The organism is Citrobacter sp. RHBSTW-00570, from assembly GCF_013739755.1.
GTDB lineage: Bacteria > Pseudomonadota > Gammaproteobacteria > Enterobacterales > Enterobacteriaceae > Citrobacter > Citrobacter braakii.
The window spans coordinates 4,883,535-4,898,107 of sequence record NZ_CP056399.1 but is presented as its reverse complement, the minus strand read 5'-3'; the positions used below and the strand labels follow the sequence as shown (position 1 = coordinate 4,898,107).

Genomic DNA, 14,573 nt, shown 5'->3' with positions numbered 1-14,573 from the left:
GTAGGCCGGATAAGTGAAGATCCATCCGGCAATCGTCTTTCATTCATTGCCGGATAGCGACGTGGGGCGTCTTATCCGGCCTGTAAGCCTGGTGTCACGGTTAGCTACGTTTGCTCAAAATCTCTTTCTCATAGGCGCGCACGCTGTCCAGCCACTGGCTTCCTGCTGGCGTGTCGTGACGCTGGCAATACATCTCCCACACGGCCTGCCACGGCAGCGATTTTTGCTCTTCCAGCAAGGCCAGACGTGCGGTGTAGTCGCCGCTGGCTTCAAGCTGACGCAGTTGTTCGGTCGGTTCTAACAGCGCGCGCAGCAGGGCTTTTTTCATATTGCGGGTGCCGATAACCCACGCGGCGATGCGGTTAATAGAGGCGTCGAAGAAGTCGAGGCCGATGTGTACGCGGTCGAACAGGTTGTGGCGGACGATCTCGCTGGCAATCGCCTGCGTTTCATCATCCAGCAGCACCACGTGATCGCTGTCCCAGCGCACCGGACGGCTGACGTGCAGCAGCAGACGCGGTACGTACAGCATGGCGGCGGAGATTTTGTCGGAAATCACTTCAGTCGGATGGAAGTGACCCGCATCTAGGCACAGCGCGGTCTGACGGCTGGTGGCGTAACCCATATAGAACTCGTTGGAGCCCACGGTGTAGCTTTCGGCGCCGATGCCAAACAGCTTGCTCTCGACGGCGTCGATATGGTGCGCCGGGTCGAGTTTTTCGCTGATCACTTCATCCAGTGCTTCAAGCAGACGTTGGCGCGGTGCTAACCGGTCAACGGTAATGTCTTTCATGCCATCCGGGATCCAGATATTCATCACCGATGGCGTACCCAACTGCTCGCCAAAATACGCTGAGACGCGACGGCTGGCTTTGCAGTGGTCAATCCAAAACTGGCGAATAGTGTCATCGGCATGGGCCAGCGTGAAGCCGTCGGCGCTCAGCGGGTGAGAGAAGCAGGATGGGTTGAAATCCAGCCCTAACTGGTTTGCTTTCGCCCACTCGACCCAGTTTTTAAAGTGTTCAGGTTTGATTTGGTCGCGGGCAACCGGCGTATCGGACTCCAGATAGATCGCGTGCAAATTCAGACGTTTTGGACCCGGGATCAGGCTCAGCGCCTGCTCCAGATCGGCGCGCAGTTCGGTGGCGTTACGCGCTTTGCCCGGATAGTTGCCGGTAGCCTGAATACCGCCTGTGAGCGAGCCTTCCGGATTCTCGAAACCGGCGACATCATCGCCCTGCCAGCAGTGCATGGAGACCGGCAGACGATCGAGCTGGCGTAAGGCCGCCTCGACATCAATGCCTACCGCGGCGAAACGCAGTTTTGCCAGTTCCCAGGCTTGTTCAAGTTGAGTGGTCATGCGCAAAGCTCCTTTGTCTGTCGTAGTGATGGAAACTGCGCCTGGTAGCGGGCAATTTCACTTTCAGGATTTGGAATGAAGGTGGTCAGGTCGTAGTTGGCACGCACCACCTGACGGAAATCATCGACGTTGTTAAGCTCGTCCAGCGTCATCAACTGGATGCCAATATTGCCGAGCGTGGAGGCCTCAATCGGCCCGGACATCACGCGAATGCCGCAGGCATCCGCGCACAGCTGGTTCAGTAGGGCGTTCTGGCAGCCGCCGCCAACGATGTGCAGTTGGCTAAATGCTGCACCACGCAGTTGTGCCAGCTCTTGCAGAATGTCAGCGTATAGCAATGCCAGGCTGTCGAAGATACAGCGCGCCAGTTCGGCGTTTTGCTGGGGAACGGGTTGACCCGATTCACGACAGGCCGCCTGAATTTCCGCGCTCATATCGTCGGGGTTGATAAAGCGATCGTCGTTCGGGTTTATCAGGAATTGGCAGGCCGGCAGCGCTTGCGTTTGGGCAATAAGCGTTGGCAGGTCGGTAATCTGGCGCTCTTTTAAAACGCGCTGGAGCAGCCACAGTCCCATGATGTTTTTCAGTACGCGGTAGCGCCCTTCCGCGCCCCCTTCGTTGGTGATGTTCGCCGCCAGCGCCGCATCGTTGGTATACGGCGTTCTGCTCTCAAAGCCCATCAGCGACCAGGTACCGGAAGAGAGATACGCACTATTTTTATCGGCCAGCGGTGAAGCGATGACCGCGCTGGCGGTGTCGTGACTGGCGACGGCCACAACCGGAATTTGGTTTTTCTGCGGGCAAATCCAGTGACCAATGACGTTCCCCGGATGCGTCGGGCGACCAAACCAGGCTTTGTCTGCCCCGGTCCACGCCAGCAGCGTGTCATCCCAGTCGTCGGTGTTGATATTGACTAACTGGGTGGTGGTGGCGTTGGTGTATTCCCAGTTCAATTTGCCGGTCAGGCGAAAGCTGAAGTAGTCGGGGATCAGCAGAGCATGTGCCACCTGCGCAAGCAGTTCTGGCTGCTGTTCAACCAGCGCACGTAGCTGATACAAGGTGTTAAACGGCAGAAACTGAATGCCGCTACGGCGGTAGATTTCACCTTTACCTGGCTGCGCCATCGCCTGTGACATAATGCCGGTCGTGCGGCTGTCACGGTAAGAGACCGGCAGACCAACACGTTGGCCGGCGTTATCGATCAATACGTAATCCACGCCCCAGGTATCAATGCCAATGCTGTCTATCCGAATGCCTTCATCACAGACTTTTTTCAGGCCAAGGCGAATATCGTTTTCCAGGCTGTCGATGTCCCAGGTGTCAAAACCGTCCGTTTTTTGCAGACAGTTAACGAAGCGGTGGATTTCACGCAGCGTCAGGGTGCGGTGTTTACTGTCGTAACGTGCGAGCATTACGCGCCCACTGGATGCGCCGAGATCGACAGCGACACAATGGCGAAAAGTCATGGCGAGGTCCTTCTGAGTTTTATTGCACTCAGTCTAAGAACCCCGAATAAAGCGTACCTTCTTGACAGTGACAGCCCCAATTAGCGGCTGGCAACATGGCAAAGGTGAACGTGATGTTGTTCACAGTTTCCACTAATAGCGCGGATTTTGGCGGATGTGACGCCTTCCGCATTTCCCGATCTTTCCCGCCATTTCTTGAAGAATTAACCGTGTTTACGCACTTTGGCGTCAAAAAATTAAGGTGAGGGTAGGAACCCTTAATTACTATTCAGCCATATTCGTTAATCAGGGGGAGCCGTCATGACCGTACTGCATTGCGTGGATTTTTTTCCGACAGGTAAAGCGCCTGTGGCTATTGAACCGCGGCTTCCTCAGCCCGCGTTTCCTGAACATCATCATGATTTTCATGAAATTGTGGTGGTCGAACATGGAACGGGGATCCATGTGTTCAACGGACAGCCTTACACCATCAGCGGTGGTACGGTGTGTTTCGTCCGCGATCATGACAGGCATTTATATGAACATACTGACAATCTGTGTCTGACCAATGTGTTGTATCGCTCTCCGGATGCGTTTCAATTTCTGGCCGGGCTGAATCAGCTTTTGCCTCAGGAACAAAATGGGCAGTATCCCTCCCACTGGCGCGTAAACCAGGGCGTACTGCAGCAGGTTCGTCACCTGGTGGGGCAGATGGAGACGCTCGGCGAGGAGATGGATACGCCCACGGCGGCAAATCGCGAGATCCTGTTTATGCAGTTGCTGGTACTGCTGCGTAAAAGCAGCCTGATGGAAGCGGCGACCGATAACGATGCGCGGCTTAACCTTTTGATGGCATGGCTGGAGGATAACTTTGCCGAAGAGGTGTGTTGGGAGGCGCTGGCCGAGAAGTTTTCGCTCTCTTTACGCACTCTGCATCGCCAGCTTAAACAGCAAACAGGATTGACGCCGCAGCGCTACCTCAACCGTCTGCGACTGATTAAAGCCCGACATCTGCTCCGCCACAGTGATGACAGCGTGACTGATATCGCTTATCTCTGCGGTTTCGGTGACAGTAACCACTTTTCGACGCTTTTTCGCCGTGAGTTCGAGTGGTCGCCACGCGATATTCGTCAGGGGCGTGACCTTATAGCGGGAAGCAGCCTTCAGTAACGCGAAAGCTATCAACGTTTTTTACCGTCCGTTTGCTGATAATCATACCCTTTCATGCCGGATAAGCGCAGCGCATCCGGCAAGCGTACAGGTTGAGGTGATGTGATGGCGAATCATCTGGTTCTTTCGAAATCAGACTTTTTTGCGCATGAGCAGCAGGCTGTCGCCGTGGCCGATCGTTATCCGCAGGATGTCTTTGCTGAGCATACCCACGAGTTTTGCGAGCTGGTTCTGGTCTGGCGCGGCAATGGTCTGCATGTCCTTAACGATCGTCCGTACCGGATAACCCGCGGCGATCTGTTTTACATTCGCGCCGAAGATAAACACTCCTACACCTCCGTTAACGACCTTGTGTTGCAAAATATCATCTACTGCCCGGAGCGGTTAACGCTGAATGTTGACTGGCAAGGGGCGATCCCCGGATTTGACGGTACGCCAAGGCAGCCGCACTGGCGACTTGGCAGCGTTGGCATGACCCAGGCCAGACAGGTGATAAGCCAGCTTGAGCATGAAAGTAATCAGCGCGATGCGCAGGCCTTTACCATGGCTGAGCTGCTGTTTGGTCAACTGATAACTCACCTTAAACGTCATCGTTATGCCACGGATACGCTCCCGGCGACGTCAAGTGAAACGCTGCTGGATAAACTGATCACCGCGTTAGCCGGTAGCCATGAGCATGCGTTCGAACTGGATACGTTTTGCGAGCGTGAACGGTGCAGCGAACGCGTTTTGCGCCAGCAGTTCCGTAGCCAGACCGGGATGACTATCAACCAGTATCAGCGCCAGGTGCGGGTGTGCCATGCACAGTATCTGCTCAAGCATAGTCGGTTGATGATTAGTGAGATTTCCATGCGCTGCGGCTTTGAGGATAGTAACTACTTTTCGGTGGTATTCACGCGCGAAACCGGGATGACGCCGAGCCAGTGGCGTCATCTGGCTGAGTGAGGAATCATAATAATGTCGCATATTAGGGTGATAAAACCTGACAGCGAATACTCCCATAAAATAAAATCTCCACGATGGTTTATTGCTGTAAATAAAGAGTAAAATAGGAATAACGCCCATTATCATGGGGGGTGTGAACGTATATTATAATTTATCATCATAAATTACTGAGAGCTAAGTAATGCAGGCGTCTGACTATTTAAGGATGAAGTTTCAAAATGATAGACGGCTGGCTCTAACCACTCAGAATGCTGTTGGTGGAGTTTTTCAATCAGCCAGAGGTGTCGCTTCAGATATATATTCTGGTATTGAGCGAGCTAGTTGGTATTCATCATGTTTTATACCTCAATACAATGATATTTGTCAGGAGTTAAAATCTGAAGAAATAAGGATGCTCTATTCCATTGAGTCAATATATAGATATCGTGATGTAATTACATATACCGAATCAACTTGAAGATGCAGGCTTGAGAACCTGAAAATTATCATTAATTCGAGATGCCAAAGAGCCTGCGATCTCTGGAAGAGTCACAGTAAAAAATTGGTCTATTGCCGCCTTGAAGTCCCGTTTACTTTTGAAGTAAACGTTGTTCCTCGACTTCTCATTCATTACTTTCCAAAGCCGCTCTATTGGATTGAGGTTTGGGCTGTAAGGTGGAAGATAATGCAGCTCGATATTAAGGACAAATGCCGCATCTCTGACTAAGTCACTACGGTGATATCCCGCACCATCTAAAATGATATGAAGCTTATGAGCTAACGGATAACTCTCTCTTAACTTACAGAAAAAGCGAACTATCGTTTCACTGTTAATGCTCTCATAATCATCAATAATAGTAGCTCCGATATCTGACAGGTTCAGTGCGCCAAGAATGTTCAATCGACTGCGATTTCCCGTTGTTTCAATCACTTTATCTTGACCAGTTCGTATCCAGCCATGAGATATTTTTGTTGATAGGGTTGGGTGAACAGCATCGATAAAGACTATCGATTCATCCTCGTCACAACTTGCCTTTAGCGCTTCGTAAGCATCTATGAAAGCTTGTTGTTTTGCTTCATCAAACTTATGTGGAACGCCTTTCGGTTGCTTGTAGCTAAAACCGTTATGGTGAAGCCATTTGTTCATACCAGAGACAGTGTAATCAAGTCCAAAAGTCTCTTTAACGTAGGCGACAATTTGATGAGTATGAGGATAGGTTCTCTCAGTCAAATGCTCGATTAGGTGCATGGTTTGAGTTGCAGAAAGCTTGCTTTGACTTCCGCCATTTTCAGGCTTAAGTTTTTCAGAAAGAACGTAGTCGCTAAGGTGACGTGCAACGGTGGATTCATGAATCCGAAGAGCTTGTGAAATCATGGTCTGACTCCAGCCTTCAGAAGCCAGCAAAACAGCCTTAATACGGTCGCAAACTCGACTATCACGTTCAATATCGTGCATTTGTTCGAGTTGCAGTTTCTGTTGAGGAGTCAGTGTAATTTTCATGGTTCGTAGCATGATCCTGATTCTAAAAAAAATCAAGCATCTTCAATGATCACGGGTATATATGCTTTATTTGTACTTCATAACGATAAGTGATGATGTTGATGAAGGTAATCCCGAAGGCTCTGCTCGTCAATTTATCAGAAAAATGTCCGCACTGGCTACTCATATGAATATTGCGGGAGGGACTCGGTATGCTTTTGCTTCTGCGGCTTCTATTGCGTTGTCTCAGTCTGGCTTCATGTCGAAAATCATCGTTGAGCGTTTATCTGCAAAACTGCCGCAAGCGGTATTTTTGCTGCAATTTTTCGGAGTTCAACAAAAGTGCGCTCTTGCTGCGCGGCAGCTAAAAGGAATTGATCCAGATTATTATTGGGCTTTATATCAGGCAAAGCTTGAAATGCTCTATTATTTTGTTGAGCCAGCTATTTCCAATATGATTAGTAGAGTAAAGTCAAAGCGCTTCTCAAATCTTGATAATTTAGCGGATTTTTTGCAGAGGGATTTTGGTGTTTAATAGTTTGATCACACTTTTATTAGAAAGTGTAGTGTTTCCAGCGCTGGTAATAGGCTTTGGTCTGTTATGGCTTCATCTATTTCCTGAATATTGTCTTTTACTAACATTAATAACGCTTGTTGTTTTGATGTGGTTATTCCCCCGGTTGACTTCACTATTCACTAGGTTTAAATAAAAGGAGTATTTCATGTCTAATCCAGCTTATTTGTGGCTAACCGATGAGAATGGCTCTCCTATGCCCGGCTCATGTCAGGCCGTAGGTCGCGTTGGAGCTATTGAAATAAAGTCACTAACTCATAACGTCAATATTCCGGTTGATAGTAATACAGGGCGCCTGACCGGTACGCGAATTCATGCACCCATCATGTTCCAAAAAGAATTCGACCGAGTTACACCCTTTTTGTACAGGGCCTTAAGTACCGGAGCTACGCTTAAATCCGCGATGATTAAAATGTACTCAATTAATGAAGCAGGGATGGAAAAGGAGTATTTCAACATAATCCTTCACAACGTGAAGCTCACTTCAATCACGCCTGATTTATATCCTGGCGCAACAACAGGCACACATCTTGAGACTGTTCTGCTGCGCTACGAGAAAATTACCTGGAAACATTGTGACGGTAATATCATTTATACCGATGAATGGAATCAACGTACAACCTATTAAGTCAGGGGTTGGGCAACGTGAAAATGGGTGTGAGGGATTATTTACTAATTATGGGAACTGGTGGATAGATGACGCCGAGCCAGTGGCGTCATCTCAGTACCCAACATGATTAGCTGGCCATTCCCAGACCAACAATGTTTGCCGCGACAATGATCACTACGCAGCCAAGACTTAGCACGCTGACCGGACGGCGACCCGCGTTTTTCCACTCTTTCAATACCAGTCCGACAATTCCGCCGCACAGAACATAGAAGCTCATGTGCAGCATCCAGCTTACATAGTCATACTGTGCCGGAATACGAGCGTGGCCCCAGGCGTAGAAGAAGAATTGCAGATACCACATCAAGCCACCAAGTGCGGAGAGCAGCACGTTGGTGATAATTAGCTGTTTGGCTAACGAGAAGTCAGCTTTTATCGACAAGTTTTTCACTTTTGCCAGACGAATGAAGCAGAAACCCAGGTTGACTAGCGCGCCACCGCCCATGATAACCACATAGCTTGGCAGGGCGACATACAGCGGATCAACGCCCAACGCGGCGGCGGCATCGTGCATTGGTTTAGCAGCGTTCATCGCAAATGACATCCCGGCAGAGAAAATGCCGCACATGACCGCCAGAACCAGCCCTTTTTTCAGATTGAACTCTTCCGCTTTGATGCCCATTTTGCGTTCTTTTAACTGACCCGCACGGGTAACAATGCCCACGCCAATCAGCGCGACCAGCACGCCAAGCAGCGTCATGCGTCCGCCAGAGGTGTTGATCAGTACATCAAAGTTGCCGTTAATAATCGGGGTCATCAGCGTGCCGACAATCAGCGTAATACCAATCGCAATGCCGATGCCCATCGACATACCGAGATAGCGCATGGTCAGGCCATAGTTGATATTACCAATCCCCCACATCGCACCGAACAGAAACACCGGCGCCAGCGTGGAGAGGCTAAAGGAGCTGAAGTAGGCCCAGAAATCGGGAAGTAACATGGCGCTGATGGTCCATGGGAGGATAAGCCAGGAGACGATCCCGCCAACCGACCACATCGTTTCCCATGACCAATGTTTGACTTGCTTGAACGGGGCATAGAAACAGGCGGCACTGGCTGCGCCTATCAAATGCCAAAAGATACCCATCGTAATCGCGTTACTCATGACTTAATCCTCGTTATTTTTTATCGTCGGTAATTACCCCTCCGACCAAACGAGTTTAAAAATTATGCAGGTAGTTAACCTTTTAACGATTGCCGCCATTTGGCGCATGTTGGCAATCATCACGTTAAGTGGGTGATTCGGCTCACATCTTTAGCAATGGACTTGAGTCATCAAAACCTTGTAAAAAGTACGGCATTGATAATCATTTTCAATATCATTTAATTAACTATAATGACCCAACTGCTTACGCGGCGTTAACACTGGCCGCCCGACAATACTGGAGATGATTATGAGTTATACACTGCCATCCCTGCCGTACGCTTATGATGCCCTTGAACCGCACTTCGATAAGCAGACGATGGAAATCCACCATACCAAACACCACCAGGCTTACGTAAACAACGCTAACGCTGCGCTGGAAAGCTTACCTGAATTCGCGAGCCTGCCTGTTGAAGAGCTGATCACCAAACTGGATCAACTGCCAGCAGACAAGAAAACCGTACTGCGTAACAACGCGGGCGGCCACGCTAACCACAGCCTGTTCTGGAAAGGTCTGAAAACCGGTACTACGCTGCAGGGCGACCTGAAAGCGGCTATCGAACGTGACTTCGGCTCCGTGGACAACTTCAAAGCTGAATTTGAAAAAGCTGCGGCAACCCGTTTTGGTTCCGGCTGGGCGTGGCTGGTTCTGAAAGGTGACAAACTGGCTGTTGTTTCCACTGCTAACCAGGATTCCCCGCTGATGGGTGAAGCTATCTCTGGCGCTTCCGGCTTCCCGATCGTGGGCCTGGACGTTTGGGAACACGCTTACTACCTGAAATTCCAGAACCGTCGCCCGGACTATATCAAAGAGTTCTGGAACGTGGTGAACTGGGACGAAGCTGCCGCGCGTTTCGCAGCGAAAAAATAAGTTCTACGCTTTAGTAAGCCCCTGCAAGCGATGCTTGTGGGGGTTTTTTTGTGATCAAAATCAATATAAAAACAATGATCCACTTAAATTGAAACAAGGTTTTATTATGCGAGTGGGATCACTTTTATAGTCTCTATGAATGTCTATCTTCGTTTCATCAAGACGGGCGCATCTCATAAGCAAGATGCAATCGCCCATAAAAATTGCCCCATTTTTATGTCTACAGGTGATGGAAATGCAGATCAAACGAACGATAGAGAAAATCCCAGGCGGCATGATGCTGGTGCCGCTTTTTTTGGGCGCGTTGTGTCACACCTTTTCCCCCGGCGCCGGGAAATACTTCGGCTCCTTTACCAACGGTATGATCACCGGTACGGTGCCTATTCTGGCGGTCTGGTTCTTTTGTATGGGGGCGTCGATCAAGCTAAGCGCCACCGGTACCGTGCTGCGTAAATCAGGCACGCTGGTCATAACCAAGATCCTGGTAGCGTGGGTGGTCGCGGCGATTGCTTCACGTATTCTGCCGGAACATGGTGTAGAAGTTGGTTTCTTCGCCGGCTTGTCTACGCTGGCGCTGGTGGCCGCCATGGATATGACCAACGGCGGGCTGTATGCCTCGATTATGCAGCAGTACGGCACCAAAGAAGAGGCCGGGGCGTTTGTCCTGATGTCGCTGGAGTCTGGCCCGCTGATGACTATGGTGATTCTGGGAACCGCCGGGATCGCTTCGTTTGAACCACACGTGTTTGTGGGGGCCGTATTACCGTTCCTGATTGGCTTTGCGCTGGGAAATCTGGACCCTGAGCTGCGGGAGTTCTTCAGCAAAGCGGTGCAGACATTGATTCCTTTCTTTGCCTTCGCGCTTGGTAACACCATTGATTTGAGCGTGATTGCGCAGACCGGTGTACTGGGTATTTTGCTGGGCGTGGCGGTAATTATCATTACCGGTATTCCATTGATTATCGCCGATAAACTGATTGGCGGCGGCGATGGCACAGCGGGGATTGCGGCCTCCAGCTCAGCTGGTGCGGCGGTCGCTACGCCAGTGCTGATTGCTGAAATGGTTCCGGCATTTAAACCGATGGCACCGGCAGCAACTTCCCTTGTCGCCACGTCGGTGATTGTGACCTCCATTCTGGTGCCGATTATCACTTCCATCTGGTCGAAAAGAGTTAAAGCCAGGGCGGCGGAAATTGATATTCGTAGCGCCGTGAAGTAAGCCTCTTTTGCCGGATGGTCTGTTCCATCCGGCTTAACGATTTACGCTTTGACGACAAATACCTCATCGATGGTCCGACACTCACCCTCGTTCAGCTCTCCGCCGGCATTTCGTGACACGCCGGTGCAATAGCCAAACTTACGCGATACCACGGTTTTGATGGTGGTGACGAAATCTTCGCCGATGGCGTAGATGGACATGTAGGTGCCAATCTGGTCCTGAATGTCGCGAAGTGCTGTCAGGTCGCCCTGTTTAAATGCTTCCCGTGCTCTGACAAACAGTTCAGGCATGACGTTGTTTAATCCTGAAATCACCCCCGCGCCGCCTGCCAGCAGGTTAGGAATGTAGTATTCGTCATAGCCGGACAACACGGCAAAATCCTCCCGTACGGCGCGGGTGGTCTGGATCATACTGCGAGTATGGGACTGGCAGTCGACGGTATCTTTAATGCCTGCGAAGTTGGGGAACTCGGCGGCGAGGGTGGCAACCAGTTCAGGCGTTAAATCGCAGCCAGTGCGCGCCGGAAAGTTATAGGCAAACCATTTACCGCTGAGCTTCTGCCCCAACTGACGGAAGTAGCTCAGCAGCTGTTTTGCCGTTTGCCCGTAGTAGTAAGGCGGCAGGATCATCACGGCATCGTAATCGGCGCGATACGCTTCCTGCGCCATCAACAGCACATCATTCTGGCAGGTGGATGAGACGTTGGCGACCATCTTCAGCGAGCTCATGGCGCGGGCCTCGCGGATCAGTAGCAGCTTTTCTTCGAGCGTAAAGGAGGCAAATTCCCCGATGCTACCCATCAGCAAAATCACGTCGATTTTGGCCTCGGTAAGGCGTTTGAGATGCTGGCTCAGACCGTTAAGATCGATCTTGCCGTCATTATCCATTGGCGTAATGGAAGGACACCAGACGCCAGCAAATTGCGATTGACCAGTCACGTTGTTGACTCCTTATTTGAAATGATGTTTCAAAACCAGATTACATTGATAGCATGTGTCCCTAAGTTTCATGTGAACCGTGCTCTCATTTTGAGCGACTGGGGTAAAATAAATGTGGTGTAATGGGGGAAATTTATCGGGAGAGGGAACAGATGCGATATCCGGTCGATGTTTTTACAGGCAAGGTTCGGGACTACACGGGAAGCCGTCCCAGCGCGATTGCTAAGGTCCAGGTTGACGGCGAGCTGACGCTGACCGAACTGGGGCTGACGGGTGATGAACAGGCGGAAACGAAAATTCACGGTGGGCCGGATCGCGCGCTGTGCCACTATCCGCGTGAACACTATCAGCACTGGAGACAAGAGTTTCCGGAGCAGGCAGAGCGCTTTGTCGCGCCCGCGTTTGGCGAGAATCTCTCTACTCAGGGGCTAACGGAAGAGAATGTATTCATTGGCGACATTTTCCAGTGGGGAGATGCGCTGATTCAGGTCACGCAGCCGCGCTCGCCGTGCTTTAAGCTGAATTTCCATTTTGGCATCAGCGATATGGCTAGCCAGATGCAGGATGCAGGCAAGACGGGCTGGTTGTGCAGCGTCATCGCTCCAGGCCAGGTGTCGGCGGACGCGCCGTTGATCCTGGCTTCACGCGTCAGCGACGTCAGCGTGCGGGAGGCGATTGCCATTGCCTGGCATATGCCGTTTGATGACTCACAATATCACCGTTTACTCTCGGCTGCCGGGTTATCGAAAAGCTGGACCCGAACGATGCAAAAGCGTCGTTTAAGCGGCAAGATCGAAGACAATTCCCGCCGTTTGTGGGGAAAATAAAGCCATTCTGACCATGCAATTAAATCAGGTGGTAACACCTGATTTGCCTCTCTCGTGGTTCTTATCTCTGCATACTAAGGCGGGTAAAAAAACCTGCCCGTCACGCCATGTTTTCAGTCCATTCTTGATACCTGGCCCACAAAAAGAAACTCTGCGTTGAAAAAAAACTTGAGTATTTCCTGCACTCAAATATCTTAGCTTTAAATTGGTTTAAACCAGATGGGCAAGATGAAAAAGAAAAACAATGTTGATGTGCTTAGAGAGCGCTTTGAAAGCTGGTTAAACGAGAATAATTTGCCAGCGGGCTCTAAATTGCCTTCGGAGAGAGAGTTATGTGAGTTGCTGGATGCGAAGCGCATGACTTTACGTCAGGTTCTGATTGAGCTTGAGATCGATGCGCGTATCTTCCGAAAGAACCGCAGTGGTTGGTTTATTTCATCGAAGCGATTTATTTATAATCCCAAATCACTTTCCAGCTTTAATGCTGAAGCCTGTGCTCAGGGGCGCAAGCCTTTTTGGGGTTATTTAACCAAAGAAACGATTGCGACGGTTCCGCACCATGTTGATGATGTTTTTCTCTCCTCCGGTGATCGCTATTTAGTTACCGGTTGGTGTGGTCTTGATTCGCATAAAGTGTTTTACCATGAGTCCTATATTGATGCTGATGTTGCGCCAGGATTCATTAACAAATTGGGCAATCAGTCTTTTGCCAGCGTCTGGGAAGATGCGTTTGGTCATGCTTTAAATATCAAAGAAATGATTTTTAAACCGGTCAATATGCCAGAAGTGGCCTGCAAAGAGTTGGGCGTTGCGCCTAATACTTATGGAATTTTAGTAGAAAAACATCGGGCTACCCGAGATAAAAAAGTGGTTCAGGTTGATTTTGAATACTGGCGACTTGAATCTGTGGAACTTGTTATTCGTGATGAATGAGAAAAATAATGGGAAAATGCAACCAAGAACTTCTCGCTGAACGTGCGAGAAATATACCACTGTACCTACATGCTTATGCCTTTCATCTGAATATGCGCTATGAGAGAGTCCTTCCGGGCGATCTTCTGGATATTGCGCATCAGCAACAATTAAAGGGAGTGAAAATACATGTTGAGGATGGTGAGTCCCAATCGCTGCAGAAACTAAACGATCGGCAGTTGCACGATTTTAAAGAAAAGGCCAAAAAATATAACCTCGATGTACATATTGAAACGAGCGCATCGGACAAGGTGACATTGACGGATGCGATCCGTATTGCTGTGGCAACTGGCGCAACTTCAGTACGTTTCTACCCGCGCTATGAAGGACATCTCAACGATGTCATGGCAAAGATTGCCAATGATATTGCGTGGTTGTCTCAGTATGACGATTGCGGACTAAGCTTTACTATCGAACAGCATGAAGATCTGCAAGGCCATGAACTGGTGACGCTGGTTAATAATAGTGGAATGAAGAATCTCTCTATTCTATTTGATTTTGGCAACATGATTAACGCCAATGAGCAGCCGCTTTCTGCGTTAGAGGTCATGTCCCCTCTAATCACTCAGGTACATATCAAAGACGCAAAAATTATTAAAGAAGGTAAAGGCTGGGGGCATGAGGCTTGTCGTTCAGGATACGGTGACTTACCAATGGAAGAGATGCTTAAGGCATTATTACTTTTAGGTGAGGATAAACCGCAAGTAAATGCTTTTGGTCTGGAAGAGGAAGTTGAATATTATGCTCCGGCATTTCGTTTTGATGATGAAGGTGATAATCCCTGGGTCCCATGGCGCGATGCAAGCTATACGCCGCTGCCCGACAGTAACATGATTGATGCGCGACTGGCGCAGGAAAAAGAACATGCTCTTGCTCAAATAAAGTATATCCGTGATTTATGCGACAAGTTTACAAGTAATAAATAAACTTCTTTAAATATTATTAAATGCGAAAAGGGTTATGAAAATAACTCTCTTAATTT

Annotated in this window: 14 protein-coding genes; 9 read left to right on the top strand and 5 right to left on the bottom strand. The window is 49.7% G+C overall.

Translation table 11 applies throughout. From position 1 onward, the window contains the following. Positions 1 to 100: 100 nt before the first annotated feature. Together rhaA and rhaB are read right to left on the bottom strand one after the other, a co-directional pair. Positions 101 to 1,360 (bottom strand): L-rhamnose isomerase, encoded by a 1,260-nt coding sequence (gene rhaA / locus HV237_RS23205; protein WP_019077926.1) that lies wholly within the window; start codon positions 1,358 to 1,360, stop codon positions 101 to 103. Next, positions 1,357 to 2,826 carry a rhamnulokinase gene (gene rhaB / locus HV237_RS23200; RefSeq protein ID WP_016155199.1) on the bottom strand — a complete coding sequence of 490 codons (1,470 nt, stop codon included), beginning with the start codon at positions 2,824 to 2,826 and terminating at the stop codon, positions 1,357 to 1,359. The genes rhaA and rhaB overlap by 4 nt, the downstream gene beginning before the upstream one ends. Positions 2,827 to 3,126: 300 nt before the next feature. Between rhaB and rhaS the strand changes: the two genes are divergently transcribed. Both rhaS and rhaR read left to right on the top strand, forming a co-directional pair. Then, a complete protein-coding gene (rhaS, locus tag HV237_RS23195; RefSeq protein WP_016157890.1) occupies positions 3,127 to 3,975 on the top strand; it encodes an HTH-type transcriptional activator RhaS in 849 nt (282 codons plus the stop codon). A 105-nt stretch (positions 3,976 to 4,080) separates the two neighbouring features. Next, complete coding sequence (gene rhaR / locus HV237_RS23190) at positions 4,081 to 4,920, top strand: HTH-type transcriptional activator RhaR (RefSeq protein ID WP_047357769.1); 840 nt, start codon at positions 4,081 to 4,083, stop codon at positions 4,918 to 4,920. Positions 4,921 to 5,368: 448 nt separating this feature from the next. Here rhaR and HV237_RS23185 read toward each other — a convergent pair whose 3' ends face one another. Continuing rightward, on the bottom strand, positions 5,369 to 6,400 hold the full coding sequence (locus HV237_RS23185) for an IS630 family transposase (RefSeq protein WP_102595949.1): 1,032 nt from the start codon (positions 6,398 to 6,400) through the stop codon (positions 5,369 to 5,371). A gap of 61 nt (positions 6,401 to 6,461) precedes the next feature. On the opposite strand from HV237_RS23185, the gene HV237_RS23180 reads away from it, so the two are divergent. Then, positions 6,462 to 6,914 carry a hypothetical protein gene (locus HV237_RS23180; RefSeq protein WP_181541641.1) on the top strand — a complete coding sequence of 151 codons (453 nt, stop codon included), beginning with the start codon at positions 6,462 to 6,464 and terminating at the stop codon, positions 6,912 to 6,914. A 187-nt stretch (positions 6,915 to 7,101) separates the two neighbouring features. Beyond that, on the top strand, positions 7,102 to 7,581 hold the full coding sequence (gene tssD, locus HV237_RS23175) for a type VI secretion system tube protein TssD (protein WP_047357767.1): 480 nt from the start codon (positions 7,102 to 7,104) through the stop codon (positions 7,579 to 7,581). A gap of 109 nt (positions 7,582 to 7,690) precedes the next feature. Here the strand turns inward: tssD and rhaT are convergent, their stop codons facing one another. Next, the gene (rhaT, locus tag HV237_RS23170) at positions 7,691 to 8,725 is read right to left on the bottom strand and encodes an L-rhamnose/proton symporter RhaT (RefSeq protein ID WP_046276208.1); all 1,035 of its coding nucleotides are present in this window, start codon (positions 8,723 to 8,725) and stop codon (positions 7,691 to 7,693) included. A gap of 289 nt (positions 8,726 to 9,014) precedes the next feature. On the opposite strand from rhaT, the gene sodA reads away from it, so the two are divergent. Continuing rightward, positions 9,015 to 9,635, top strand: coding sequence for a superoxide dismutase [Mn] (gene sodA / locus HV237_RS23165; RefSeq protein ID WP_016155203.1), 621 nt, complete (start codon positions 9,015 to 9,017; stop codon positions 9,633 to 9,635). Positions 9,636 to 9,870: 235 nt separating this feature from the next. Next, positions 9,871 to 10,854 (top strand): 2-keto-3-deoxygluconate transporter, encoded by a 984-nt coding sequence (kdgT, locus tag HV237_RS23160; protein ID WP_016155204.1) that lies wholly within the window; start codon positions 9,871 to 9,873, stop codon positions 10,852 to 10,854. A gap of 41 nt (positions 10,855 to 10,895) precedes the next feature. Here the strand turns inward: kdgT and HV237_RS23155 are convergent, their stop codons facing one another. Further along, positions 10,896 to 11,792 carry a dihydrodipicolinate synthase family protein gene (locus HV237_RS23155; protein WP_046276210.1) on the bottom strand — a complete coding sequence of 299 codons (897 nt, stop codon included), beginning with the start codon at positions 11,790 to 11,792 and terminating at the stop codon, positions 10,896 to 10,898. 152 nt (positions 11,793 to 11,944) lie between these two features. Here HV237_RS23155 and yiiM point away from each other — a divergent pair, with 152 nt between their 5' ends. The 3 genes from yiiM to HV237_RS23140 all read left to right on the top strand — a co-directional run bounded on the left by yiiM (position 11,945) and on the right by HV237_RS23140 (position 14,517). Continuing rightward, positions 11,945 to 12,619: a 6-hydroxyaminopurine reductase gene (yiiM, locus tag HV237_RS23150; RefSeq protein ID WP_046276211.1), complete on the top strand. Its 675-nt coding sequence runs from the start codon at positions 11,945 to 11,947 to the stop codon at positions 12,617 to 12,619. Positions 12,620 to 12,847: 228 nt separating this feature from the next. Next, on the top strand, positions 12,848 to 13,552 hold the full coding sequence (locus HV237_RS23145) for a GntR family transcriptional regulator (RefSeq protein ID WP_019077919.1): 705 nt from the start codon (positions 12,848 to 12,850) through the stop codon (positions 13,550 to 13,552). An 8-nt stretch (positions 13,553 to 13,560) separates the two neighbouring features. Beyond that, the gene (locus HV237_RS23140) at positions 13,561 to 14,517 is read left to right on the top strand and encodes a TIM barrel protein (protein ID WP_047357765.1); all 957 of its coding nucleotides are present in this window, start codon (positions 13,561 to 13,563) and stop codon (positions 14,515 to 14,517) included. Positions 14,518 to 14,573 lie beyond the last annotated feature (56 nt).

What these genes read in the sequence shown, in the direction of transcription:
- rhaT (WP_046276208.1), bottom strand. Translation starts at nt 8,725, where the DNA reads ATGAGTAACGCGATTACGATGGGTATCTTTTGGCATTTGATAGGCGCA.
- tssD (WP_047357767.1), top strand. Translation starts at nt 7,102, where the DNA reads ATGTCTAATCCAGCTTATTTGTGGCTAACCGATGAGAATGGCTCTCCT.
- HV237_RS23145 (WP_019077919.1), top strand. Translation starts at nt 12,848, where the DNA reads ATGAAAAAGAAAAACAATGTTGATGTGCTTAGAGAGCGCTTTGAAAGC.
- HV237_RS23180 (WP_181541641.1), top strand. Translation starts at nt 6,462, where the DNA reads ATGCTTTATTTGTACTTCATAACGATAAGTGATGATGTTGATGAAGGT.
- rhaA (WP_019077926.1), bottom strand. Translation starts at nt 1,360, where the DNA reads ATGACCACTCAACTTGAACAAGCCTGGGAACTGGCAAAACTGCGTTTC.
- yiiM (WP_046276211.1), top strand. Translation starts at nt 11,945, where the DNA reads ATGCGATATCCGGTCGATGTTTTTACAGGCAAGGTTCGGGACTACACG.
- sodA (WP_016155203.1), top strand. Translation starts at nt 9,015, where the DNA reads ATGAGTTATACACTGCCATCCCTGCCGTACGCTTATGATGCCCTTGAA.
- rhaB (WP_016155199.1), bottom strand. Translation starts at nt 2,826, where the DNA reads ATGACTTTTCGCCATTGTGTCGCTGTCGATCTCGGCGCATCCAGTGGG.
- HV237_RS23140 (WP_047357765.1), top strand. Translation starts at nt 13,561, where the DNA reads ATGGGAAAATGCAACCAAGAACTTCTCGCTGAACGTGCGAGAAATATA.
- rhaS (WP_016157890.1), top strand. Translation starts at nt 3,127, where the DNA reads ATGACCGTACTGCATTGCGTGGATTTTTTTCCGACAGGTAAAGCGCCT.
- rhaR (WP_047357769.1), top strand. Translation starts at nt 4,081, where the DNA reads ATGGCGAATCATCTGGTTCTTTCGAAATCAGACTTTTTTGCGCATGAG.
- kdgT (WP_016155204.1), top strand. Translation starts at nt 9,871, where the DNA reads ATGCAGATCAAACGAACGATAGAGAAAATCCCAGGCGGCATGATGCTG.
- HV237_RS23185 (WP_102595949.1), bottom strand. Translation starts at nt 6,400, where the DNA reads ATGAAAATTACACTGACTCCTCAACAGAAACTGCAACTCGAACAAATG.